This is a genomic window from Lentibacillus songyuanensis, from assembly GCF_039548255.1.
Taxonomy (GTDB): domain Bacteria; phylum Bacillota; class Bacilli; order Bacillales; family Amphibacillaceae; genus Lentibacillus_C; species Lentibacillus_C songyuanensis.
The window spans coordinates 17,796-41,569 of the sequence record NZ_JBCLVH010000031.1; the positions used below are offsets into that span (position 1 = coordinate 17,796).

At 41.0% G+C, this 23,774-nt stretch carries 23 protein-coding genes and 1 pseudogene; 16 read left to right on the forward strand and 8 right to left on the reverse strand.

Annotation, left to right across the window (positions count from 1 at the left end; all coding sequences use genetic code 11):
* Positions 1–3 precede the first annotated feature (3 nt).
* Positions 4–1,140 (reverse strand): WD40 repeat domain-containing protein, encoded by a 1,137-nt coding sequence (locus WMZ97_RS19940; RefSeq protein WP_343273857.1) that lies wholly within the window; start codon positions 1,138–1,140, stop codon positions 4–6.
* Between the two features lie 528 nt (positions 1,141–1,668).
* Positions 1,669–2,091, reverse strand: coding sequence for a GlcG/HbpS family heme-binding protein (locus WMZ97_RS19945; protein ID WP_343273858.1), 423 nt, complete (start codon positions 2,089–2,091; stop codon positions 1,669–1,671).
* A gap of 207 nt (positions 2,092–2,298) precedes the next feature.
* Between WMZ97_RS19945 and fdhA the strand changes: the two genes are divergently transcribed.
* From fdhA to WMZ97_RS19990, 9 genes are all read left to right on the forward strand, one after another.
* Positions 2,299–3,516 (forward strand): formaldehyde dehydrogenase, glutathione-independent, encoded by a 1,218-nt coding sequence (gene fdhA, locus WMZ97_RS19950; RefSeq protein WP_343273859.1) that lies wholly within the window; start codon positions 2,299–2,301, stop codon positions 3,514–3,516.
* 672 nt (positions 3,517–4,188) lie between these two features.
* Positions 4,189–4,740, forward strand: coding sequence for a DUF6155 family protein (locus tag WMZ97_RS19955; RefSeq protein WP_343273860.1), 552 nt, complete (start codon positions 4,189–4,191; stop codon positions 4,738–4,740).
* A gap of 735 nt (positions 4,741–5,475) precedes the next feature.
* On the forward strand, positions 5,476–6,465 hold the full coding sequence (locus tag WMZ97_RS19960) for an ABC transporter ATP-binding protein (protein WP_343273861.1): 990 nt from the start codon (positions 5,476–5,478) through the stop codon (positions 6,463–6,465).
* Positions 6,462–7,469, forward strand: a complete 1,008-nt coding sequence (locus WMZ97_RS19965; RefSeq protein ID WP_343273862.1) for an ABC transporter ATP-binding protein — start codon at positions 6,462–6,464, stop codon at positions 7,467–7,469. The genes WMZ97_RS19960 and WMZ97_RS19965 overlap by 4 nt, the downstream gene beginning before the upstream one ends.
* Positions 7,470–7,503: 34 nt before the next feature.
* Positions 7,504–9,099 carry an ABC transporter substrate-binding protein gene (locus WMZ97_RS19970; protein ID WP_343273863.1) on the forward strand — a complete coding sequence of 532 codons (1,596 nt, stop codon included), beginning with the start codon at positions 7,504–7,506 and terminating at the stop codon, positions 9,097–9,099.
* Positions 9,100–9,374: 275 nt separating this feature from the next.
* Positions 9,375–10,379 carry an ABC transporter permease gene (locus tag WMZ97_RS19975; RefSeq protein ID WP_343273864.1) on the forward strand — a complete coding sequence of 335 codons (1,005 nt, stop codon included), beginning with the start codon at positions 9,375–9,377 and terminating at the stop codon, positions 10,377–10,379.
* Between the two features lie 45 nt (positions 10,380–10,424).
* The gene (locus tag WMZ97_RS19980; protein ID WP_405027730.1) at positions 10,425–11,303 is read left to right on the forward strand and encodes an ABC transporter permease; all 879 of its coding nucleotides are present in this window, start codon (positions 10,425–10,427) and stop codon (positions 11,301–11,303) included.
* 346 nt (positions 11,304–11,649) lie between these two features.
* Positions 11,650–12,015, forward strand: coding sequence for a PD-(D/E)XK nuclease family transposase (locus tag WMZ97_RS19985; RefSeq protein ID WP_343273866.1), 366 nt, complete (start codon positions 11,650–11,652; stop codon positions 12,013–12,015).
* Between the two features lie 190 nt (positions 12,016–12,205).
* Positions 12,206–12,691, forward strand: a complete 486-nt coding sequence (locus WMZ97_RS19990; RefSeq protein ID WP_343273867.1) for a hypothetical protein — start codon at positions 12,206–12,208, stop codon at positions 12,689–12,691.
* Between the two features lie 1,037 nt (positions 12,692–13,728).
* Here WMZ97_RS19990 and WMZ97_RS19995 read toward each other — a convergent pair.
* Together WMZ97_RS19995 and WMZ97_RS20000 are read right to left on the reverse strand one after the other, a co-directional pair.
* A pseudogene (locus WMZ97_RS19995) lies at positions 13,729–13,887 on the reverse strand (serine/threonine transporter SstT); the annotation flags it as partial.
* A 150-nt stretch (positions 13,888–14,037) separates the two neighbouring features.
* A complete protein-coding gene (locus WMZ97_RS20000; protein ID WP_343273868.1) occupies positions 14,038–14,730 on the reverse strand; it encodes a GNAT family N-acetyltransferase in 693 nt (230 codons plus the stop codon).
* A 304-nt stretch (positions 14,731–15,034) separates the two neighbouring features.
* On the opposite strand from WMZ97_RS20000, the gene WMZ97_RS20005 reads away from it, so the two are divergent.
* A complete protein-coding gene (locus tag WMZ97_RS20005; protein WP_343273869.1) occupies positions 15,035–15,733 on the forward strand; it encodes an aspartate/glutamate racemase family protein in 699 nt (232 codons plus the stop codon).
* On the forward strand, positions 15,723–16,034 hold the full coding sequence (locus WMZ97_RS20010) for a hypothetical protein (RefSeq protein WP_343273870.1): 312 nt from the start codon (positions 15,723–15,725) through the stop codon (positions 16,032–16,034). Before WMZ97_RS20005 ends, WMZ97_RS20010 begins: the two co-directional genes overlap by 11 nt.
* Positions 16,035–16,328: 294 nt before the next feature.
* Here WMZ97_RS20010 and WMZ97_RS20015 read toward each other — a convergent pair whose 3' ends face one another.
* The 3 genes from WMZ97_RS20015 to WMZ97_RS20025 form a co-directional block, all read right to left on the reverse strand.
* Positions 16,329–16,760 carry a universal stress protein gene (locus tag WMZ97_RS20015; protein ID WP_343273871.1) on the reverse strand — a complete coding sequence of 144 codons (432 nt, stop codon included), beginning with the start codon at positions 16,758–16,760 and terminating at the stop codon, positions 16,329–16,331.
* Positions 16,761–16,942: 182 nt separating this feature from the next.
* Positions 16,943–17,221: a hypothetical protein gene (locus WMZ97_RS20020; RefSeq protein WP_343273872.1), complete on the reverse strand. Its 279-nt coding sequence runs from the start codon at positions 17,219–17,221 to the stop codon at positions 16,943–16,945.
* A gap of 162 nt (positions 17,222–17,383) precedes the next feature.
* Positions 17,384–18,253 carry an SDR family oxidoreductase gene (locus tag WMZ97_RS20025; RefSeq protein WP_343273873.1) on the reverse strand — a complete coding sequence of 290 codons (870 nt, stop codon included), beginning with the start codon at positions 18,251–18,253 and terminating at the stop codon, positions 17,384–17,386.
* A gap of 155 nt (positions 18,254–18,408) precedes the next feature.
* On the opposite strand from WMZ97_RS20025, the gene WMZ97_RS20030 reads away from it, so the two are divergent.
* The 3 genes from WMZ97_RS20030 to WMZ97_RS20040 all read left to right on the forward strand — a co-directional run bounded on the left by WMZ97_RS20030 (position 18,409) and on the right by WMZ97_RS20040 (position 21,150).
* Positions 18,409–18,582 carry a CsbD family protein gene (locus WMZ97_RS20030; RefSeq protein WP_405027731.1) on the forward strand — a complete coding sequence of 58 codons (174 nt, stop codon included), beginning with the start codon at positions 18,409–18,411 and terminating at the stop codon, positions 18,580–18,582.
* Between the two features lie 129 nt (positions 18,583–18,711).
* Positions 18,712–19,896 (forward strand): amidohydrolase, encoded by a 1,185-nt coding sequence (locus WMZ97_RS20035; RefSeq protein WP_343273875.1) that lies wholly within the window; start codon positions 18,712–18,714, stop codon positions 19,894–19,896.
* 222 nt (positions 19,897–20,118) lie between these two features.
* Complete coding sequence (locus tag WMZ97_RS20040) at positions 20,119–21,150, forward strand: DUF3231 family protein (protein WP_343273876.1); 1,032 nt, start codon at positions 20,119–20,121, stop codon at positions 21,148–21,150.
* 218 nt (positions 21,151–21,368) lie between these two features.
* On the opposite strand, the gene WMZ97_RS20045 is transcribed toward WMZ97_RS20040, so the two are convergent.
* Positions 21,369–21,749: a VOC family protein gene (locus WMZ97_RS20045; protein ID WP_343273877.1), complete on the reverse strand. Its 381-nt coding sequence runs from the start codon at positions 21,747–21,749 to the stop codon at positions 21,369–21,371.
* Positions 21,750–22,036: 287 nt separating this feature from the next.
* Here WMZ97_RS20045 and WMZ97_RS20050 point away from each other — a divergent pair, with 287 nt between their 5' ends.
* A complete protein-coding gene (locus WMZ97_RS20050; RefSeq protein ID WP_343273878.1) occupies positions 22,037–22,633 on the forward strand; it encodes a hypothetical protein in 597 nt (198 codons plus the stop codon).
* A gap of 117 nt (positions 22,634–22,750) precedes the next feature.
* Positions 22,751–23,674 carry a manganese-dependent inorganic pyrophosphatase gene (locus WMZ97_RS20055; protein ID WP_343273879.1) on the forward strand — a complete coding sequence of 308 codons (924 nt, stop codon included), beginning with the start codon at positions 22,751–22,753 and terminating at the stop codon, positions 23,672–23,674.
* Positions 23,675–23,774: the final 100 nt, after the last annotated feature.

The following is a 23,774-nucleotide window of genomic DNA, read 5'->3' on the forward strand; positions in this document are numbered from 1 at the left end:
AACTTATTTATTTTGCAAAACCTTAATGTAGGACGTACTTTCCCCATTATCTTCATCTTTTGCCGTATAACCATAGGCAATCGTGCTTCCATCTAAACTTACCGTTACATTATCCAATTCTTCATTTTCTTTTAATTTGATGGTATGAACGGTTTTTAGTTCTTCTGTTTTAAAATCGAAAAGCTTAACCTCATTGTCATCAACGATTATGATATTTCCGTCTGTCAGTGTAAATAATGCATTTCCTTCCCCAATTTCGATTGATTCTTTCGTTTCCACATCGAGAGCGTGTAACGTAACAATGATATTATCATCGTCCGAATCATTGACGCCATATGCAATGTGTTGTCCATCGGAGGTTAGCATCGTCGTATTTCCGTCCGCGGTTAGCACATTGTCTGATAAAAGCAAGCTTTCCATTTTTTGCGCTTCTACATCATAGGCGAAAATTCCCTCATCTAAAACGATCGCATAAACCATGGAGGCATCTGCTGATAAAAAGAAATGTGGGTAAGATGTTAATTCTTCCTCATCCATTTCACTTTTTATATCATGAATAAAATTCAAATCGGTGAATTTATTATTGTCTATGTCCCAGATGTAGGTCTCGGAATCATCAAACTTCGTATTTGTAACCGTATGTATATAGGTTCTTGGCTCCTGTAAATAATCACCATGGCCAGGTAACAAGATATCGTCACGGTCATTATCAGCTATGAATTCTTCTGTTTTGTCTGCAGCCGGATCATATTCGATAATAGAGTGCCGCTTATTTACTTCTGCATCCCAATCTACTTTATGATTAATGATCGTACCGTTTCCGGACAATATGGAGGATTGACCAAACGTATCTAAATCTAGTTCTTTCACTTCACCGTCCACCCAGACGTAACGTCGTTTATCATCGCCTAAACCACCATCATTCTCTCCCCACATTAACGTGCTTCCATCCTCATCAAGGGAAAAGTTGAGGGAGTTGACGGTTCCTTCTAAATCGATTGTCTCTAATTCTTTATAACTTGCCTGTTTACTAGATTTTTTATCTTTCTTAGCGTTTGCAGAGTCATCATTGCCTCCACATCCGGCAAGTACCATCAGGATAATGGCTGTGAAGATACATAACAAATGCATTTTTTTCATTTTACTTCAAACCCTTCTTTTGCTTTTTGACATTCTTAATAAAACTACCATAGCGGGATATAAAGAACATGGGGCTAAAGCATTAAAAAGGACTATAAGATTAGGAACTGCAGCCCAACATTATACTATCCAACCACTGTATTCGGGATCTTCACGGTAAACCGCATGTCTAATGGAATAGTTGAAAGCGTATGAAATAGACTTCGTTCGTTTTCCGTGGGGGTAAAGAAGATGCAGAAAATGAATACCAATCAACCAATAAACAATTCCATTAAAAAATGGTACTGATCACTGGTTTTGGATGATCAATACCTAAGAGAATATCCTATATCAAGACTTTGAGGTGAAACCAAAATAAGAAAATGAGGTAACTGCATGACAATGTTCCGGTTCTGTTTAGCCCTGCACGATGCAGGCTACAAAGACGTTGCAACCCAGACGCCTGAGAATTTTTGCCGTCGTTCCTTTAATGAAGTAGAAGGAAACTACGGCTAAGAGCATTACTTCCGGTACGTCAGAAAATCTCGCTTAATGTGGTTTCACTTTATGTTGAAATTCTTTAACTCCTGCTTCAGCTACTTGCACGTCCTGTGGTACAGCGCCGCCACTAACACCTACTGCGCCGACTACTTGACCGTCCTTTTCCAGAGGTATTCCGCCACCAAAGACAACGATTTTTCCTTGGTTAGTTGTATTAAGGCCCCAGAGCTCTGCGTTTGGAACGGTTGCTTCCTCTAAGTTTGCTGTTGGCATTTTTAGAGCAACCGATGTCCAGGCCTTGTTTTGGGCAATGTCTACACTTGCCAGCCATGCGTCATCCATACGATGGGTGGCGACGAGATTTCCGCCATCATCCACAACAGAGATAACCATCTGTACGCCAATTTTACTTGCTTCCTTTTCTGCACTGTCAATTATTTGTTTTGCCATTTCCAAGTCTACTTTTTTCATTAATTCTCTTCCTCCTTCAAAAAATTCTCTATCTATAGCTATTCCCTGCAACGCTTTCATGAAACATGCATGTATGAAAAATGCTAAGATTCAAGTTTTACATTTATATGAGTGGGAAAGAGATTGATAGGGGACTACCATACATACGGTAGTATCTCCTTTGCGGTAAATTTTGCTGCATACTATCATCCCAAGGAGGTTATTCGTTTGGCAGATAATCGCGGTGTCGTTTACTTAGGAAATGGTAAAGTAGAAGTGCAGGACATATCCTATCCCGATCTAGTGCTGCATGACGGGCCGGGGGTACCAAAGTCTAATATCGAACGAAAGTGTGAGCATGGCGTTATTATTAAAAATATCGCAACCAATATTTGCGGCAGCGATCAGCATATGGTTCGCGGGCGTACAACAGCGCCGGAGGGAATGGTGCTGGGACATGAGATTACAGGTAAAATTGTCGAAGTTGGACGAGATGTGGAATTTCTGAAAAAAGGTGATATTGTATCTGTGCCATTTAATGTGGCATGTGGCCGCTGTAAAAATTGCCAGCGTCAGGATACGCACATTTGCTTGCATGTGAATCCAGAAAGGCCTGGCGGTGCTTATGGCTATGTGGATATGGGAGGCTGGGTAGGTGGCCAGTCTGAATATGTTATGGTCCCTTATGCAGATTTTCAACTTTTAAAGTTTCCAGATAAGGATCAAGCAATGGACAAAATACTTGATCTTACTATGTTATCGGATATCTTTCCAACAGGGTATCATGGGGCAATTACCGCGGGCGTCACCACTGGATCAACAGTATATGTCGCCGGTGCCGGCCCGGTTGGCCTTGCTGCAGCGCATTCCGCCCAATTACTTGGTGCCTCGGTGGTAATTGTTGGGGATTTAAATGAAGAACGTTTGAAGCACGCGAGAAGTTTTGGCTGTGAAACGATTAATTTGCAAGAACATGATAATGTTGGCGAGCAAATCGAACAGATCCTCGGTGAACCGGAAGTCGACTGTGCAATCGATGCTGTTGGTTTTGAGGCATATGGACATGGTACAGATTACCATGATGCACCAGCCACGGTATTGAATACGATGATGGATGTTGTGGAAGCGGGAGGACAATTTGGCGTACCTGGTTTGTATGTAACAGAAGACCCCGGAGCCAAAGATCAGGATGCCAAACAAGGGTCGCTAAAAGTAAGGTTTGGACTTGGCTGGTCAAAGGCACATTCGATCCACACCGGACAAACTCCTGCAATGAAATATCATCGTCAATTAATGAAAGCTATTTTGAACGGAAAAGCGGATATTGCTAATGTGGTAAATGCGACTGTTATTTCACTGGATCAGGCTCCACAAGGTTATGCAGACTTTGACAGCGGGGTTGCCAAGAAGTTTGTGATCGACCCACACGGGATATTAAGTAAGTGAGGATGAAAGATAAAGTTTGAACAAAAGGGCTCTTAAAACTGACAATTTTACAAACTAGAAAAAGCCCATTTTGGAAAACGATTGATCAAAATATGTGAAAGCGATTATACAGAGATATATGTATAGTTGTTTACAAAATCTAACGCTGTGGTATAATGATTATAGAAGCAACATATATTATGCACAGTAGACCGAACCCCTTAGAGGGCACGGCTCTATTGGATCTTAAAGCCTCCCAAGCTCGAGCGGTCAACTCAACAGGGAGGTTTTATTTTATGTCGATCTGACATAATAAACGCCACGAGCATGCCGAAAGAAAAAACCAACGACAAAACTTGAAACGTGGACACACGGCATCACCTCCTTTCGCTTCAGACATGATGAATGTCTAACAACGGTTGTCGGCGAGCCGCCCTCCCATGAGAAGTCGGTACCTGCGCTTCGAATATTATAACATAACCAAGCCTAAATTCGAAAAATTTGTATTTGTCTAATACAAATCAAACTTTGATAAGTAGTTTAAATAAACGTGGTCTCTTCTACGGAATTCCACGTGAGAAAGGCCTTTGTTATAATGGTGAAGATCGGCTTTTACTTTTTGCAATTCCACAGCCAAATCCGGATAATAGAAATAAAGAACTTTCAAATAGATTACTATAGCTGTGAGGTGTCATGATGAGAAAAATAAATCACATGAAAGTTCCAGAGCTAAAAAAGAACTTGAAAGCATTCGACCAAAAAGAACTGGTCAGTGTTATTACCGATTTGTACAAATTGAATAGTGACGTAAAAGATTATTTGACGATGAAATTTACGGGTGAAGCGACGACTATGGAATTATTCGAACGTGCTAAAAAGGATGTCAGGGATGAATTTTTTCCAGATAAAGGATTTGGAAAAACGCGCTTGGCACAGGCGAAAAAAGCCATTACTAATTTTAAAAAACTGACAAATGATTCTTTAAGGATACTTGATTTGATGTTATATTACGTTGAGGTTGGAACTGAATTTACAAATACGTATGGAGATATTGACGAAACATTCTACTATAGTATGGAGTCCATGTATATGAAGGTTATCGCGGCATGTGAAAAGGATGAAACAGTATTTAAGCAATTTAATGATCGTTTATATGCCATTGTTGAGGACACAGACGGGATGGGTTGGGGATTTCACGATAATTTGGAGGATATATATTATTCGATTGGTTGGTTGGATAAATGAGATTTTTCATATAAAAGATGTCAATCACCAAAAGCAGGAGAATCAGATCGCGGGAATGAATCAGAAGTTAATATGAGGTTTTTGGTTGAATTCATTGGAGACACCAGGCCAAGATGATTGACTCCACAGAGAGTGATAACAAGATTCCATGAAGAGCGTTTCCAACAGGTGATTGCCAATAAAACAGTAATCAGATACTTGAAATAAATAGGAATTTAATGTATAGTAAGAATACCAAAATCCGGAAATGGCGACCTTGCTATATAATAAATGATTCTATTATTCGTCCATACATAAAGTTGTTTGAATAAGTAGAAATAGCGTGAATAGAGTTCAAAAAAATGAAAGCGTTTAAAACAATGTTGCAATACAGGATATGGTTTCGTAATGAAGCTTTCGTTGATGAAAGAATATTCATTGCAGAATAGCTGTGAGTTTACGAATAATGTTGTGAAAAACATAAGAAGTGAAGTGTACCACCAAGTTAACAAACGCTCGCTTATAAATATAAGCCCACTATGCTAAGTCGAATAGTAAGATGCGAAAAAGCTATGGCAAAAAACCCGAATTAACCAGGTTTTCCCCCTAATAAGTATGTTACATCACGAGAGTTAGATCAGAATCATATGCAATATGAGCACATGCAAAGCAATTAACTTCTTCCATAAATCCGTTTTCTAAGTGTAGAGCAGTAACCAAATATCGAAGGAACCATACAGCGAGAGGAGCGATAATGTGTCACAATCTATTTTGGAAATTAAAGGATTGAAGACGTCATTTTACACGGATGACGGGGAAGTTCCCGCTGTCGATAATGTGAATTTTTTTATCAACCCTGGAGAAATTTTGGGTGTGGTCGGGGAATCCGGGTGCGGAAAAAGTGTTACCTCGTTGTCTGTCATGGGGCTTGTTCCAGAGCCAGGAAAAGTGAAGGATGGCAGCATCCGATTTAAAGAAGAAGAACTAACCAAAGCTACCAAGAAACGGATGCAACAAATACGCGGCAATGAAATCGCGATGATTTTTCAGGAACCAATGACGTCGTTAAATCCGGTGTTTACGATTGGCTCCCAACTGATCGAAGGCATTCGTCTTCATAAGAAAATTTCCAAGAAACAAGCCGCGAAAGTTGCTGTTGATATGTTAAAAAAGGTTGGCATGCCTCGCGCTGAACAACTGTTGAAAGAATACCCGCACCAGCTTTCAGGGGGAATGCGTCAGCGGGTGATGATTGCCATGGCAATGGCGTGTGAGCCAGCATTGCTGATCGCAGATGAACCGACAACGGCGCTTGATGTAACGATTCAAGCACAGATTCTCGATTTAATGAAACGATTGAATGAAGACTTTAACACCTCGATTCTATTAATCACCCATGACCTTGGGGTAGTTGCTGATGTATGCAACCGTATTGTTGTCATGTATGCCGGGAAAGTTGTGGAAGAAGGAAATGTGGACGCGATTTTTAAAAACCCCAAGCACCCCTATACAGAGGGGCTGATTCAGTCGGTTCCTAATATGTACGCCAAAAAAGACCGGCTCTATTCCATCCCTGGAAATGTGCCAAAACCTGGAGCAGTAAAGCAGGGCTGCCAGTTTGCCCCAAGGTGCCGATATGCGTTCGACCGGTGTACGGCTGAGAGTCCAAAATTACTGGAAACGGAAAATGGCCACCAGGTACGTTGTTTTCTTCATGAAAAGCAAAAACAGGAGGTAACAACATGAGTGAGACGTTACTGGAAGCACGTAATTTAAAAAAGTATTTCCCGATAACTGGCGGTGTGTTCGGGAAAAAGATAGGGGAAGTCAAAGCTGTCGATGGTGTCTCGTTCACGTTGAAAAAAGGAGAGACGCTAGGATTGGTTGGAGAATCAGGCTGTGGCAAATCAACAACTGGACGAATGCTTTTGCGCTTGATTGAGCCAAGCGAGGGAACGGTAACCTTTGAGGACCAGCCATTAACAAAAATTTCTAATCGGGAAATGCGCAAGTTCCGTAAAGACATGCAAATGGTCTTTCAGGATCCGTATGCATCGCTCAACCCGCGCCAAACGGTCGGGAAGATTATTGAAGAGCCGTTAAAAGTACACGGAATGGGAGATGCCAAAGCACGAAAGAAAAAGGTGCGCGAATTATTGGAAACGGTCGGGCTGAGTGGTTATCATGAAAAACGCTATCCGCATCAGTTTAGCGGTGGACAGCGACAGCGGATTGGTATCGCACGTGCACTAGCGGTACAGCCTAAACTCATTGTTGCGGACGAGCCCGTGTCTGCGCTTGATGTATCCATTCAATCACAGGTGCTGAATCTATTGAAGGATTTGCAGCAAGATTTTGATTTGACCTATGTGTTTATTGCGCACGATCTTAGCGTGGTTCGGCAAATTAGCGATCGGGTGGGGGTTATGTACCTTGGACGTATGGTTGAACTTTCCGATAGTACCCAAGTTTATGAAAATCCGAAACATCCGTATACACAAGCGTTACTGTCAGCGGTGCCAATCCCCGATCCGGATTATGAGTCAAACCGGACGATTTTGGAAGGAGATGTACCAAGTCCAGCTGATCCACCAGCAGGCTGTGCCTTCCATACTAGATGTCCAATGGCGATGGAAATTTGTAAAACCGTTCGTCCCGAATTGATGGAGGACGAAACGAATCACTATGTTGCTTGCCATCTGTATGCTGAAGATAAAAAGGGAACTCCCGTTTTAGCAGATGGCAAGTGAGTATAGATTACCTTAAAAAGATGGAGGGGGAAGCATGAGAAAATCTTTTTTATTGATTTTTGCATTTATCACCATGACAGCGATTGCACTTGTCGGATGTTCATCAGATGATGAGAGCAGCGGAAGTTCCGATGGTGGTGGGGACAGTACGCAAGATACCTTGATTTATGGGCGTGGTGCAGATGCCACACGTCTGGATCCTGCCAAAGTAACAGATGGGGAGTCGCTGAAAGTAACCCAACAGATCATGGAGACGCTGGTTAATTTTAAACCAGGTACAACCGAACTGGAGCCGGGGCTGGCGACCGACTGGGAACAGAAAGACGATGGCAAGACATACGTTTTTGAATTGCGCGAGGGCGTAAAATTTCAAGACGGAACCGATTTCGACGCCGATGCGGTCGTTTATAATTTTGAGCGCTGGCAAAATGGAAGTGCTGAGGAAAACTTTGCTTATTATCCTTCCATGTTTGGTGGATTTGGTGATAAGAGCGTGATTAAGGATGTAAAAGCTGTGGATGATCATAAGGTGGAAATACACTTACGAACACCTCAGGCACCATTTTTAAAAAACCTGGCAATGACACCGTTCGCAATCGGTAGTCCTGAAGCTCTAGAAGGTGATGATTTTGAAAAAAATCCAGTCGGTACAGGACCGTTTGAATTTGACAGCTGGGAGAAAAACAGCAAGATCGTCCTAAAGAAAAACGAGGATTACTGGGATGAGGGAAAACCAAAGCTTAATCAAGTTATTTTTCAAGTTATTCCGGATAACGCTTCTCGGTTAAACGCACTGAAAAATGGCGAAATCGATTTAATGGATGGTGTCAATCCGTCTGATATAGCTTCGATTGAAAAGAATGAGGATCTCAACATTTGGAACCGTCCGCCTTTAAATCTGGGCTATCTTGGCTTTAATGTGGAAGAGAAGCCATTTGATGATAAAGCAGTACGTGAGGCGTTGAGTTATGCTGTTGATAAAGATTCGTTGGTGGATGCTTTTTACGCTGGTAATGGAGAATCCGCAAAAAATCCAATGCCGCCAACCATTGAAGGGTTTAATGATGACATTGAATCGTATGAATTTGATCCGGAAAAAGCAAAAAAGAAACTGGCTGATGCCGGGTATCCGGATGGATTTGAAATGGAATTATGGACGATGAGCAATCCGAGACCATATTTACCTCAGCCTGAAAAAATTGCTGAAGCGATTCAGTCTTCCTTTGGGAAAGCGGGCGTGGATGTGAAAATTAAGACGGTGGAGTGGTCCTCCTATATTGAAAAACTTACGGATGGCGAGAGTCCCGCTTTCTTAATGGGGTGGACTGGGGATAATGGTGATGCCGATAATTTCCTTTACACATTGCTTGATGAAGATAGTATCGGAAGCAATAACATGTCTCGCTATGCCAACAAAGACGTGCATAAGTTATTGAAGGACGCTCAGACAGAGCCGGATAATGATAAACGGATGGATCTGTATAAGGAAGCACAAGAGATTATTCATGATGAGGCTCCTTGGATTCCATTGGTCTACGCGGAGGAACCATTGGCAGGAAATGCAAATTTGCAAGACTATCAACCGAACCCAACCGGAAGTGAGCCGTTTGATGAGGTCAGCTTCAAGTAGGAAAGAAAGGCGTAGGGGCCCGTTTAGCAACGTACAAACTGAAGCATTCTGCAATGAGATAAAGGAAACACGGTAAGCTGTCAAGCGAACCGATGTTGACTTATCGTAGTGGAGGAATGTGAAGTTTGCTAGTTGCTGGGCACCGGAGCCGGACATGGCTTACGCTGACACAAACAGAACAAAGCTTGAATTTTTTATACCTTCTTTCCTGTTAAGGGTACCCAGGGGGAGTACGCGCTCCCCCGGCTTTTTAAATAGAGAGGAGTGAGCCCATCATGATGTCTTATACGATTCGCCGGTTGTTGATGCTCATTCCGGTTTTGTTCGGGATGTCGATCATTGTCTTCTCGATTGTGCGAGCGATCCCTGGTGATCCGGCCCAAACAATTTTAGGTACAAAAGCCTCCCCGGAAGCTATTGCTAATTTAAGGGATAGTCTGGGGCTGAATAATCCGTTTTTTGTCCAGTATGGCAATTACATAAAAGATCTGTTCACTGGGGATCTTGGCACTTCCATTCGAACAAACTCGCCGATCAATGATGAAATATGGACGGCTTTGGCTGCAACAGCTGAACTGACAATCGTTGCCATGATTTTTGCGATTGTCATCGGGGTGAATGCCGGTGTTTTGAGTGCATGGTTTCGCAATTCCTGGTTGGATTATGTTATCACAGTTTTAGCATTAATTGGGATATCAATGCCGATTTTTTGGCTAGGTTTAATGCTGCAGTATAAATTTGCGGTTGATTTGGGATGGTTGCCGACAAATGGTCGGGAAGACATACGAAATCCTATCGATGCCATCACACACTTTTTCTTAATCGATACCTTGATCCATGGGAATTATAGCCAATTTGTGGCTGCGGTAAAGCACCTTTTATTACCAGCTATTGCATTGGGGACGATTCCGATGGCAATGATTGCGAGAATGACACGTTCCAGTATGCTCGATGTCTTAAGTTCTGATTACATACGGACAGTACGAGCAAAGGGGCAAAAAATGTTTTGGGTGGTATATAAGCATGCCTTAAAAAATGCTTTCATTCCCATTGTAACGGTCATTGGACTGCAATCCGGTTTGCTTTTGGGTGGTGCGATTTTAACGGAAACCATCTTTGGCTGGCCGGGTATCGGACGTTATATTTACGATGCTATTCAGGCCCGGGATTATCCGGTCGTCCAATCCGGCATTTTAGTTATTGCGACAGCGTTTGTTATCATTAATTTGGTCGTAGATTTGTTATATGCCGTATTCGATCCAAGAATTAAATATCGTTAGAGGAGGGTATAGATGGCACAGATTGAGACAGAACCTGGAAAACAAATGATTCCAGCGCAGGAAACAGAAAAAATCTCCTCACCGATAAGCGATGTCTGGCGAATTTTTCGAAAAAATAAATTAGCCATTGTCGGCGCAAGTATCATCGTGATATTTATATTTTTGGCTATATTTGCGGGAATCCTTGCTCCGGAGGGAATTGACGATCAAAAAGTGAATCAGTCTGATCAATTATTGCATGCTCCGTCCGGCGAATATTGGTTTGGGACAGATGAATTTGGCCGTGATATATTGAGCCGGGTCATGTATGGTGCACGGCTATCGTTATGGGTCGGATTTATCTCCGTGGTCGGCTCGGTGATTGTTGGGGTCACCTTAGGAATTATCGCCGGTTATTACGGACGTTGGCTTGATATTCTGATTTCGCGAATTTTTGACATTATGCTGGCATTTCCAAGCATCTTGTTGGCTATTGCTGTTGTTGCCATGCTTGGTCCGTCATTACAAAATGCGTTGATTGCGATTGCGATTGTAAACGTACCGATTTTTGGCAGGTTAATCCGTTCCAAAGTGCTTAGTTTGAAAGAGGAAGAGTATGTAGAAGCGGCACGGTCTATCGGTATGCGCGATTCGCGGATTTTGTTTCATCATATCTTACCAAATAGTCTGGCACCAATTATTGTGCAGGGAACGTTAAGCATTGCAACAGCTATTCTTGACGCAGCAGCACTAGGGTTTCTGGGTCTTGGCGCACAGGCTCCGGACCCAGAATGGGGGCGTATGCTCGCGGATTCAAGAAATCTGATTCAGGAGGCGCCATGGACAGTTATTTTCCCGGGCATTTGCATCATGTTAACTGTTCTCGGATTTAACTTAGTCGGCGACGGATTACGAGATGCGCTTGATCCAAAAATGAAAACATAACGGGACAAAGGGAAAGATTCCTTTGTCCCGTTTTCAACATTTATCTCGCCTCAACGGGCAGTAAGACCCCCCACTGAATGAAGTTTCACTTTATAAATAGATATCATTTCGAGGCAGGTTAGAGGTGTATAGTCTGAGTTTTGATATAAAAGGATCCAACATGCTAAATGAAAAACTATTATAGAATCTATACTGTTGAATGATTAATCTATTATGCCGCATAAAGGAATTCTTAAACTTAGATGAAATTTACAAAAGAACACTTGTTTGTAAGTTTGGCATATGCTATGCTTTTCTTAGATATACTCCTCGTTCAGTCTCCATAAATCATAAAGGAAGTGTTCCTGTGATAATATTAACTAAGTCTCACAATAAACACCTCACTAGTACATCATTTATAGTAAAAGAAGATCCGAATGATTACGCGAAGAAAATTAAGAATGTTGATAAAAACTCACGGCCGGAATTACTTAAACGAATACCTTTGGAACGGTTAATGGATTTAAAAGTTGATTATGCCTTCAAACAGCTTTTTGGCAATGAAAAGAATAAAGCAATTACGGTCGTTTTCCTAAATGCTATTTTACAACAAACAGGACGAAACGTAATAAAGGATATTTCGTTTTCAAATATTGAAATTGGCGGTGAATATGAGGAGGATAAGCAATCTTCTTTTAATGAGGAGTCAAAATATATTGAATTTTGTTATTGACAGGAACGTATATTCCGTTATAATAAAAATATATTAATTAACTGCAACGGATTTAATCCATCTGCATTGTCCACCTCAGACTAACATGATAGGAAAAGCAAGGTAAACCACTCCAAGATTCGGCATACTTTCTCTAAAAAATCTATTTCATTTTCAAACACTATCATAAAATTTGTGAGGAGCGATTAACATGGGAACGGATTATTCGATTGGCGTGATCAGGAATTTCACAGCGGAAGCGAATCAGAATGTATCACTTGAGGAGTGGCAGACGGTTTTGCATGATCGGCTGGATTTGGATTGTTATACATTGACACCGCAAGACACAACACTTACAGGCGAGCTGGACGCAACGGTTTTTCGTGATAACATTGCCGGTTTTTATCAATTTCTCCAATACATACTGGAGGAAGACCGAAATCCTAACGTTGATTACTATTTTGAGGAATTTGGAACGGAACTCAGTAATTACCAAAACTTTCCTTCCTACTTTTCCTTAAAAAAGAAAAATGGGCTATCGATTCAATTACATTGTAATATGGCTCTGCTGTTTGTCGAAGGAAAAGTAATGGTGGAAGAGTTTTATACGGAACCAGTAATGATGAATTGGTTGTTTCGCAATAGCAAAATCGAGAACAAACTGGCTGGCTGTATCGTTAGCGGGATCATCGGGTAATTTGGTTAAAGTGGAGAGAATCGATTGGAAGTATCTTTAGCGTAGCAATTGCAATTAAGAGTGACGATGTCGAAACTGATTTTGGAGTAGTGTCCCAAGCAAGAGTCTAACTCCAAACAAAGTAGACAGAAAAAGAAGCTGATGTAGTGGGTAACGAAAAAGACATCACACCAAACAAAATGCAAAAATTATTGGGTTGGGGTTATGGATTCAGCAATTAACGGGCTTCCCAAAACAACGACTGCAGGAGATTTAGCGGGGAATTATTTGTCAAAGTTTCATTCTGCTGATAAGGCTATTAAATCACTTATACGTTGTCTAACATTAAAGTCGGGTACTACGGGGTTTTGGGGAGGACTAAAAGGAATAATCACCTACCTGTTGCCATCCCCATAGACCCACAGATGCGGCCTCTGTTTTGTATGTTCAAATTAGCATGGTTACAGCCATTGCTCATATCAGTGGGTACGATGATAGTAGGGACGATCAAGTAAAACGTTATTATTTGTAACCTTAACGGGGAATGCCGCTAATAATATTCTTAAGAATACCGGAATACAATTTGGCAAAAAAACATTGATAAGTCAGATTGAACGTAAAGTGTTGAGAGACCCTGAAAAAATTAATCTAAAGATGGGATATAGATTAGGTACAAAATTTGGTGAAACGGGTATCTTTAATTTGAGAAAATTAGTGCTAGTGGCCGGCGGAGTAATCGGCGGTTCTTTTGATTGCCTAGGAACATCCGTCATAAGAAGGGCCACCCAAAATAGGCCATCTGAAAATTTTAAAGGAAAATATACTAATTGTAATAAAAACCATAATAGTTGTTTGTGTTTTTCTTTGTTTAATGATATTTGAAACTCATTGAATTTCTCTTCTGTTGTATGACCTGGATTTTCCAATGTTGGTTTCTGGATATCAGTCGACTAGTTACTTTCTTTTTCACCGATTTCTGTATTGCACCATAGCTATTCTTAGCACTTTACAGACTTCATCATCTACCTGTTAAGCAGTCCACTACTAAAGCTGCCTGCTCAGGCACTAATTTCCTTACCTTCCTTACGCCTTTTAGCATGTTCAGTTGTTGCCGTAAAAGGTACGTCAGTGGATGAATTAAGTGCCATTTCACAAGAGTCCTGTAACACACCAATGATGAAACCGACAGCCTGCATCGCAATATCATTGGAACACCCACATTCATAACAGTAGTATAACATGGAAATATACGAATAGTTAGCCTATATAGAATTCTTGATCATACGTAATGCTGATTTCCTTTTCAGTTTTGAAATAAAAAGAACATGACACCAATTTAGGAGCCATGCTTCCTTTACCAACAAAATTCACTGCTCATATTTCACACACCATTTTCCATCCCGTTCCTCGATACTCGTCCCCCGAAAGCCGGATGCTAGCGCCTGTTGTTGTTTTTCAATCTCTTCGACAGGAATCCATTGTGTTTCCTGATATAATCGGTCTTTGGAACGTACGGTAAAGTCTCGCATAAAGATATATCGCATCAGCCCAGTATATTTTTCCTTCAGTGCAACAACTTCCATACGTAGTGAAAACTTATCCTTAATACTTGGAACATTTATTGGCGAAACGGTTGCACAAACATAACGATACTGCTGTTTATTTATCTCTTTCATTAATAATTTTCCCATATAATTTTGCAGGGCATTGCCGCGATAATCGGGATCAACAGATGAAATTTCCGAATAAATTACTTTGGGCAGCTCCGCTTTTTCAAGTCCAGCATCAATTCCCAAATGCGCGTCATCGATCTCCGGTTTTAACATGGCACGAAATGCAACCATGATACCATCAATAAAAACGCCAACCATGAGCCCGTTCCCAGTTAAAATTCGCGTGAATTCTTCTTCGTTAAGTGGTGACAAAATTGAACGGGAGGGAAGTGTTGCACTCACATTTGCTTGAAGCCGCATAATGTCTGGTAAATCCGTTATTGTTAAACACTCGACGGTAAAAGCTTGTTCGTTGAGTAACGCCCCTGAAGCGATTTTTTTTCTCATACGCGAACCTTCTTGTTTATGATGGTTAACTTTAATCCAGTATGTATGTGATTACATGCTGCCATAAGGGCAAGCGGAAGGATATTCCATTGTCTCGCTGTTTTTTTCATATTTTTTTATCCCACCTATTCTGCCTGTTTATATTAGATAATTAAAATAAGAATACATTTAGTTTACGAAATTGTCAAATTAGTAGAGCGTCCTGTTTATTTGTAGTAAAATTAAATCATAGTATTACTATTGGAAAATAACTGTTAATAATGCATAGGTGTTACAAACGAATATTGGCAAGGGAGAGGGTATTGTGAAACGTGCAGGTATTATCGGAGGGTTGGGGCCAGAATCCACGGTTGATTACTATCAATCCTTTATAAAAAAGTATCAAAACAAGATGAACAGCAAGCAGGTGTTACCTGAGTTGTTTATAAATAGTATTAATATGTACAACGTTTTTCAATATATTTCCGATAATGATTTGGATGGACTTGCGACATATGTGGGAGATGCAGCCCGGCAATTGGAGGTGATCGGCGCAGATTTTGTGATCATTTCGGCGAACACACCGCATATCGTATTTGATCAGGTACGGAAGAAAGTCCATGTGCCGATGATCAGCATTGTGGAGGCGACCTATGCCAAAGTGGAAGAATTGGAATTAAATCGTCTAGGTCTGCTTGGGACGAAATTTACGATGGAGAATGATTTTTTTCAGAAACCGTTTCATAATAGTCAAAAAGAGATATTCGTTCCAGAGGAGGATATACAGCAATATTTGCATCAAAAGATTGTTGATGAACTTGAGAATGGGGTTGTGGACCTCGAGACAAAAAAGGACTTCCTCCAGATCGTTAATCAAATGACCAATAAACATAATTTGGATGGTCTTATTTTAGGTTGTACCGAGCTACCGATGATCATCAAACCGGAGGATACGGATCTTACGTTATTGAACACAACAGATATACATGTAGATAAAATGATTGAGGTTGTTTTTGCGAAATAGCCCTCGCATGGGTAGGCCACTGAAAAAAGTAACTTTCCGTAATCGTTTGGAAGAAAACGGGCTGAAACGTGCGGGACCAAGGCCGAAACGTGCGGGATCAAGGCTGAAACGTGCGGGACCAAGGCTGAAACGTGCGGGACCAAGGCCGAAACGTGCGGGATCAAGGCTGAAACGTGCGGGATCAAGGCTGAAACGTGCGGGACCAAGGCTGAAACGTGCGGGATCAAGGCTGAAACGTGCGGGACCAAGGCCGAAACGTGCGGGATCAAGGATAAAACATGTGAGATGTACAAGAGTTTAAAACGAATCTATTTCACTTTTTCAGCAGCCTCTCGCATGGAGGGTATTTTTTCGGGATAGCAAATAGATAGGATAGACGAGCAGTATGAAAATAAGAAGTGAAGAGCTACGTAAATGGGCAAAGTCATCGTTAAAGTTGCTAATATATTTTATCTGATATAGAAGCACTTACTTCCGCTTTGCGTAGTCTTGCCTGACTCCACGTTCTCTTCTCAAGTAAAAAAATCTGCCACAGAGGAAGCTTGCCAACTTAAAGGAGCATGTCCTCCTTGGTCATGCTCCTTGTCAAAATCTATTATTTCATTATCAAAACCGGACATGTAGCATGGTGAACAATGTTGTTACTGACACTGCCAAGAAGTAAGTTTTTCACCTTTCCAAGGCCGCGGCTCCCGACAATGATCAGATCAATTGCGTTATTCTCTGCGTAGCTGCATATTTTTTCACCGGGGTTTTGATTATTTTCCCCAAACAAGAAATCGGTGTAAACAGGGATATTTTCATTTTCAAATTCCCGTTTAATACTTTCCATTTGTGGACGAAATTTGTCTGCTAATTCATTTTCGATATTACGACTTAAGAGTACATTTGTGCTTGGCCCGGTCGCCTTGATCACAGTAACAATGTGGACCTCGGATACAGGAGTAACTGCAGCTTGCCGTTTTGCTTCCTGGATTGCTTTTCTGCTTAAAAGGGAACCATCATACGCCACCATAATTTTTCTCATTTGTAACCCCTCCCAAGTACTGATACTGTTTCTCTTTATCTACCTTTAGTATACCATTTTTATACGGAATAATCGCACATTTCCTATGACAATTGTTTGACACCTTTTCCTGGAAAAATGGAGGAATAGTAAAAATGCTGCACCATTCATTGAAGAAGGTGCTAAGCAAGGAGGGTTGCCTATTATACTTGGCACTGAAGCCAAATATACGTAAAAACACCGTAGCTACCCCATATTAAAAGTACAGCAATGCCTAAACAGGTAAAATAGGAAGTTATCCGAACAAGCGCATATAAACCAGCCAAAATAATGCAGGCAAGGTAGATGTATGCTTTTTTCTTATTTTGTCTAAACAAGGATATAAAAATAGCTAATCCAAAGCCCATAGAGAAAAGTGCTAAGATGAGAGATAAAATAAACAGCACCGGGGATGATTGGATGGTAAACGATGTAAGAATCATCCTTTTCCTCCTAACGTTTGATGCTTCTAAGCTAACAAAAGTCTAAATTGCTCGTCAATAATTCACATAATATTTAGTTATAAAATCAACGAATTTCATTTAAACGTCTGTCTAAAATGAAAGCAGAACGCAGAAAGAAATCCTTTCCTGCGCTCTATACCATCAAGACGATGTCCATGAACCGCCATTAATATGGATTGCTTGTCCTGTCATATAAGAAGATTCATCGGCAGCCAGCATGACATAGGCCCAGGCGTGTTCGGACGGCTGACCAGGCCGGCCCATCAAGCTGTCTTGGCCGAAGTTTTCCACACCATCCTCATCAAAGGAAGATGGGATAAGCGGGGTCCATACCGGTCCGGGCGCAACCGTGTTGGCACGGATGCCTTTTTTGGCGAGGCTTTGGGCAATACTGCGAATGAATGCGGTAATGGCACCTTTTGTAGCTGAATAGTCCATGAAAATAGGATTACCGCGGTAGGCATTAATGGACGATGTGCTAATAATCGCATCACCAGCCTGCATGTGGCGGACTGCTGCTTTAGTCGTGTGAAATTGAGAGAAAAAGTTGACACGGAATACTTCCTCCAATTGTTCTGAAGAAATGTCCAGTAAATCCTCCCGTACGTATTGAATGGCTGCATTGTTAACTAAGATGTTTATTTTACCGAAGGCTTTTACCGTTTGTTCCACGAGATCCTCGCAGTGGGAGGCTTCTTTGATATCGCCGGGAAGCAAAATACATGAAACACCTTCTGCTTCGACCATTTCCTTCGTTTTTTCAGCATCTTCATGTTCATCCAAGTAAGAAATCGCAACATTTGCTCCCTCTTTGGCATATAAAATAGATACGGCTCGTCCAATTCCACTGTCTCCACCTGTGATTAACGCACTTTTACCTGCAAGCTTTCCTGTACCTTTATATGTTGTCGGTTGTGCAGGTAATGGAGTCATTTTCGATTCGATACCAGGTTGTTTGGATTGTACTTGGCGAGGCGTACGGCCTTTTTGCATGTTTTCTGGATCGTTCATTGAAATTACCTCCTTCATTTGTCTGTATTTTACCATTACCTGTTTTATGCATAAAAAAACATTCGGTATGGTCACGAAAAAATAGGTTTTATTGTTAAACAAAACGTTTATATAATCAACAAGGGAGGCGTTAAACAGTGACTAATAAACCAGGTATGTCAGATAAGGTAAAAGGTGCGGTGAACAAAGTGAAAGGCGAAATAAAGGATCAATTCGGAAACGCGACAGATGATAAGAAAAAGCAAGCGGAAGGCAAGAAAGACAAAATGAAGGGTTCGGTGCAAGAGGCCACTGGTCAGGCAAAAGATGAAAATAATGAAGAAAGATAAATAATAAATTATCGTAACCGCTCGACTGATTCGAGCGGTTCTTCATTTCGTGCAGATGATGGGTGAACAAATGAAATAATAGGGAACAATAGTGGTACAAAACAGCAAGCTAAAAAGGAGTCATACATCATGCGAGATGAATTAATGAACATGTTAGAGGAACGAACAGATGAAATGGTTGAGATTCGGCGTTATTTACATGAACATCCTGAGCTCTCCTTTAAAGAAGAAACCACCGCAAACTATATTGCTGATTTTTATCAAGGAAAAGATGTTCATATTGAAACGAATGTAGGAAATGGCTATGGCATTATTATTACCATTAAAGGTGGTAAGCCGGGAAAGACGATTGGCTTGCGTGCGGATTTCGACGCATTGCCAATTAAGGAAGAAACAGGGCTGCCGTTTCAATCCACAAACGAGGGTGTTATGCATGCGTGCGGACATGATGCCCATACCGCTTATTTGCTTGTCTTGGCGGATTGCCTGATTCAGCTGAAGGATAGTTGGAAAGGTACGATCAAAGTCATCCATCAGCATGCGGAAGAGCAACCGCCAGGCGGAGCAAAAAGTATCATGGAATCAGGCAAACTAAATGATGTAGACACGGTTTTTGGGATTCATGTGTTACCATTAGCTCCTGCAGGGACGGTAGGTTATCATAGCGGCTATTCGTTTAATGGCAGAACCTATTTTAAGCTGCGGATTCAGGGCAGCGGGGGACATGGCTCCTCTCCCCATATGGCAAATGACTCCATTGTAGCAGGTGCCTATTTTGTAACAGCTGCACAAACAATTGTCAGTCGTCGTGTTGATCCTTCCACATCTGGGGTAGTAACGATTGGATCTTTTGATGGCAAAGGAACCTTTAATGTTATCAAAGACAGTATCGAGCTGGAGGGAGATATTCGTTATGCTGATAATGCGACACAGGAAGTGATTGATAAAGAAACTCACCGCATTGTGAAAGGGCTGGAGGCGACGTTTGGCGTCACGTGTGAACTGACATATATTGCTGATTATCCGCCGTTATATAATGATCCAAAATGGACGCAGTTTGTTGCAAAGTCTTTGAACAATGTGCAGGATAAAGCGATAAAAGAAGTCAAGGAATTTCCGAAAATGGCACCGTCAGACGACTTTGCTTATTATTTGGAGGAAATTCCCGGTTGTTACTTTTACATTGGCTGCACTCCAAAAGGCGTTGACAAACCATATTTTAACCATCATCCGAAGTTTGATATTAATGAAGATTCTATTCTCGTCGCGGCAAAAGCGGTTGGACATGTTGTCTGCAGTTATATGGAACAATGAAATGCTAAGGGGGGGAGCCGTCGCGGGCTGTTGAAAAAAATCAGTCATCGGTCCGCTGTTAACCAGAGAAAATTGTCCGTAAATAGAATAAGGGGCGTTAAATTGGAATAGCGAGATCAGATACGTGGCTCTATAAAGGGATTAACTGGGACTGTCTTCATGCATATTCCTGCTACTTGGGTGAAAACTATGAGAAACCCTTGTCCTTAAGGAGGATCTCTTATGGAGGATCAACACCATCAGTCAATTTGGCTTACTTCGGCGGAAATCGCATCATTGTGGACATGCTATATGAATAATAGCATGTCCAAATATTTCTTGCTTTTTACATTAAAAGGCGTACAGGATGAAGAGATTAAACAAGACGTTCAACAGGCATATGACTTGTCTACGAAAAATATGGAGGAAATGTCCAATTTATTTTTACAGGAAGATTTTGCAATTCCTAATGGGTTTACCGAACAGGATGTGAATATGGATGCACCATGGCTGTTTACCGATACATTTTGCCTTTCTTACATAATTGAAATGGCCCGGGTAGGTATGGTATCGTATAGCGGACTTTTATCCATGAGTGCACGGGCAGATATTCGCCATCTTTTTACGAACATGCTAATGAATACCCAAGTACTTTATAATAATAGTATGGAAATAGCGCTTAAAAAAGGGATGTATACACGGGCGCCATTTATGGAGGTGCCAAAGGAATCCGATTATATTAATAGCAAAAAATACATGAGTGGCATGAATCCTTTTAGTGTCAAACGCCCGCTAAATGCAGTAGAAATGACTCATTTGTTCATGAACACGGTAACGAATCATGTCGGTGCCAAGCTGAGTCTTGCATTTGCCCAAACGTCACCACTGAAAGATGTCCGTGAATATATGCTTCGTGGCAATAAAATTGCTTCGAAACATATTAAAATTTTCAGTGATACGTTGTTGGAAGACAAAATTCAGACTCCCCAATTACCGGATGTTGCTGTAAGTAATTCCAGTACGAATGTTTTTTCCAATAAGTTAATGATGTTTCAAATGTCGTTACTCGCTGCAGCAGGACTAGGGAATTACGCAACAGCAGCTGCTGCCAGTCAACGCAGTGATATAGCACTTAATTATGAACGGCTATCACTTGAAATTGCCCAATATGCAAAAGATGGAGCGGATCTCATGATCAAAAACGCCTGGCTGGAGCAGCCGCCGGGTACCATTGATCGAGAAAGATTGATTAAACGAAAGGATCAGCTGCATTAAGGAGTAATAACAAAAAACCGTCACACGGAGATACGTGTTGACGGTTATTGCATATTTATCCCATCTGCCTCATGTATAAAACTCTCTCACCTTAACTGTTACAGCAAATAAAAGTAATAGAAAGAAAAGCAGCGAAAACAACAGATAACTGCGTTTATACGATGCTTTGCAACCTTTCTTACATATGATATGGTTTTAGATGCATATGTCGTATTTGCTTAACAATTACAGATCATTACGACGTTACCATCCGGATCCTTTATGTTGAACCAAGCTGTCGTTTCAACCCGCTCTATTTCCCGGGCAATTGGAATACCTTTGGATACAACATACTGATAAGCTTCCTCGATTTCTGGGGCAAAAAGGTTAAATATCGGACTGGGGCTTGCATTGTGTTTAAACTCTGGGTCAAAGGTGTGGTCATCTAAGGTTAGGGAAGTTGTTCCAGCTACGGGTATGTTATAGACGGGTGATGATACGTTAGCTAAATCAAAATCTAAACCTAACAAATCAGAATACCATGTTACGGAAGCCTTCAAATTAGATACATGAATGAAAACAGCATTTATTTGGTTTTTTAACGGTATAGTATTACTCATTTTAAACCTCCTCATTATATTTAATATCTATTTCGATAACTTCTTAGAAAAGTCCTCTTTTAATGAGAAGTTTATTCGCCTCAATGGGTAGTAAGACCCCCATTTCAAGATTTTGAGGTAGAACTAAAACGATAACAATTGTACGGATAACTTATTCGTTAGTCGGACTTTTCATAAACCGTACGCAAGAAACGAACCATTGACTCGTTACCAGAAAGGGAAATGGTGATGATTAAAGAAACATGCTTTATTCGTGTTGAATTACATTTATACAAGGAGGATGCGACATGCGAGAGAATATCGTGGCAAAGATTTTATTTGTTATTGGCATCACCATCATAGTAGCCAGCGTATTAATGGGAATCATTGTCGGTTTGGCCGGTTATGGAGGTCAACTCGGTTATACAGCCAGTACGACGGGCTCGATCTTGTTTTTCTACTTTTTTACCGGTATTGTCGTGGGAATGTTATTTATCGGGCTGTCTGAAATCATTCATTTATTGCATGGTATATACCGCAAATTACATGAGACAGGCCCGGAGCATCAGCAACAGCAAGAATTCAGCACCAATCCGATTGATATGCATCCCAATAATCACACAGACACTCAGATGAAACGCCCATCGGAAATGCTGACATTAACGCAAATGGATCAAGAGAAAATCATTTACTTATATCCAGATGAACAAATTATCGAAATGATTCCAGCCAATGTGGAGAACTATTGTGTGGTGAAAATGGTTGGAAATGATGGACTTTATTTTATTCGGATTGTGCATCTTAATGGATCTGAGGCAATGGAAGCAACCGATCAAATGGTGAAAAAGCACATTATCACCTGGTATAATAAAAGAATGCATGAATTTGGCAATATAAGCAGCTAGAAGAAATCCATTTACCTGATAGCTCATAGGGAGCCGAAAGAGTTCTCTTATTTGCATTGTTGTTTTATTATTGATATAAATAAGGATATTGAAATTGATATTGATAGGAGAGTTACCATGGGAAAAACATTGATATTTGGACACAAGAACCCAGACACAGATACCATTACAGCAGCACTAGCATACGCGAATTTAAAAAAGGAATTGGGCCAAGACGCAGAGGCCGTTCGTTTAGGTGACGTCAATAAGGAAACGCAATATGCCCTTGATCATTTTCATGTATCTGCCCCACGACTGATTGAATCCGTTCCGGAAAATAGTGACGTCATTTTAGTGGATCATAACGAGTTCCAACAAAGTGTCGCAAATATTAGCGAGGCACGCATTGTGGAGGTCATTGACCATCACCGGGTGGCAAATTTTGAAACCAAAGAACCACTATTTTTCCGCTTGGAGCCAGTTGGTTGTACGGCGACGATTTTAAAGAAAATGTACGAAGAAAACAATGTTGTCATTACGAAAGAGATCGCTGGATTACTTGTTTCTGCAATAATATCTGATTCACTGTTGTTAAAATCACCAACTTGTACGCAGGAAGACGTTGATGCTGCACATGCGTTAGCGGATATTGCTGGCGTAAACTTGGACCAATATGGATTGGCCATGCTGCAGGCCGGAGCGGATCTAAGCGGCAAGTCGATGGCCGAATTGATTTCAATGGATGCTAAAGCGTTTGATATGAATGGCTCCAAAGTAGAAATCGCGCAGGTGAATGCGGTTGATACCAGTGCAGTTCTAGCTCATCAAGCAGACTTGGAAACGGAAATAACCAAGACGATTGCAAGCAAGAATTTGGATTTGTTCTTGTTTGTGGTGACTGATATCATCAACAACGATTCTGATGCATTAGCACTTGGAAAAGCGAAAGCGAACGTAGAAAAAGCATTTGATGTCACATTGAATAATAACCGTGCCTTATTAAAAGGCGTCGTCTCACGGAAAAAACAAATTGTTACGAACCTGACCGAGACATTTAAATAAGTAAAAAACCCCTCATGCTTGCAGAGGCCACTGAAAAAGTCCAAAAAAGATATGATTCCCGAATTTATAATAGGAATCGTATCTTTTTTTGGTTACAATA

Bases quoted from the DNA above. Each gene is read 5' to 3' on its own strand.
- WMZ97_RS19940 (WP_343273857.1), bottom strand. From the start codon at position 1,140: ATGAAAAAAATGCATTTGTTATGTATCTTCACAGCCATTATCCTGATG.
- WMZ97_RS19945 (WP_343273858.1), bottom strand. From the start codon at position 2,091: ATGAAAAAAGTAGACTTGGAAATGGCAAAACAAATAATTGACAGTGCA.
- WMZ97_RS19955 (WP_343273860.1), top strand. From the start codon at position 4,189: ATGATGAGAAAAATAAATCACATGAAAGTTCCAGAGCTAAAAAAGAAC.
- WMZ97_RS19965 (WP_343273862.1), top strand. From the start codon at position 6,462: ATGAGTGAGACGTTACTGGAAGCACGTAATTTAAAAAAGTATTTCCCG.
- WMZ97_RS19970 (WP_343273863.1), top strand. From the start codon at position 7,504: ATGAGAAAATCTTTTTTATTGATTTTTGCATTTATCACCATGACAGCG.
- WMZ97_RS19975 (WP_343273864.1), top strand. From the start codon at position 9,375: ATGATGTCTTATACGATTCGCCGGTTGTTGATGCTCATTCCGGTTTTG.
- WMZ97_RS19980 (WP_405027730.1), top strand. From the start codon at position 10,425: ATGATTCCAGCGCAGGAAACAGAAAAAATCTCCTCACCGATAAGCGAT.
- WMZ97_RS19990 (WP_343273867.1), top strand. From the start codon at position 12,206: ATGGGAACGGATTATTCGATTGGCGTGATCAGGAATTTCACAGCGGAA.
- WMZ97_RS20000 (WP_343273868.1), bottom strand. From the start codon at position 14,730: ATGAGAAAAAAAATCGCTTCAGGGGCGTTACTCAACGAACAAGCTTTT.
- WMZ97_RS20015 (WP_343273871.1), bottom strand. From the start codon at position 16,760: ATGAGAAAAATTATGGTGGCGTATGATGGTTCCCTTTTAAGCAGAAAA.
- WMZ97_RS20020 (WP_343273872.1), bottom strand. From the start codon at position 17,221: ATGATTCTTACATCGTTTACCATCCAATCATCCCCGGTGCTGTTTATT.
- WMZ97_RS20025 (WP_343273873.1), bottom strand. From the start codon at position 18,253: ATGAACGATCCAGAAAACATGCAAAAAGGCCGTACGCCTCGCCAAGTA.
- WMZ97_RS20030 (WP_405027731.1), top strand. From the start codon at position 18,409: ATGTCAGATAAGGTAAAAGGTGCGGTGAACAAAGTGAAAGGCGAAATA.
- WMZ97_RS20035 (WP_343273875.1), top strand. From the start codon at position 18,712: ATGCGAGATGAATTAATGAACATGTTAGAGGAACGAACAGATGAAATG.
- WMZ97_RS20040 (WP_343273876.1), top strand. From the start codon at position 20,119: ATGGAGGATCAACACCATCAGTCAATTTGGCTTACTTCGGCGGAAATC.
- WMZ97_RS20045 (WP_343273877.1), bottom strand. From the start codon at position 21,749: ATGAGTAATACTATACCGTTAAAAAACCAAATAAATGCTGTTTTCATT.
- WMZ97_RS20050 (WP_343273878.1), top strand. From the start codon at position 22,037: ATGCGAGAGAATATCGTGGCAAAGATTTTATTTGTTATTGGCATCACC.
- WMZ97_RS20055 (WP_343273879.1), top strand. From the start codon at position 22,751: ATGGGAAAAACATTGATATTTGGACACAAGAACCCAGACACAGATACC.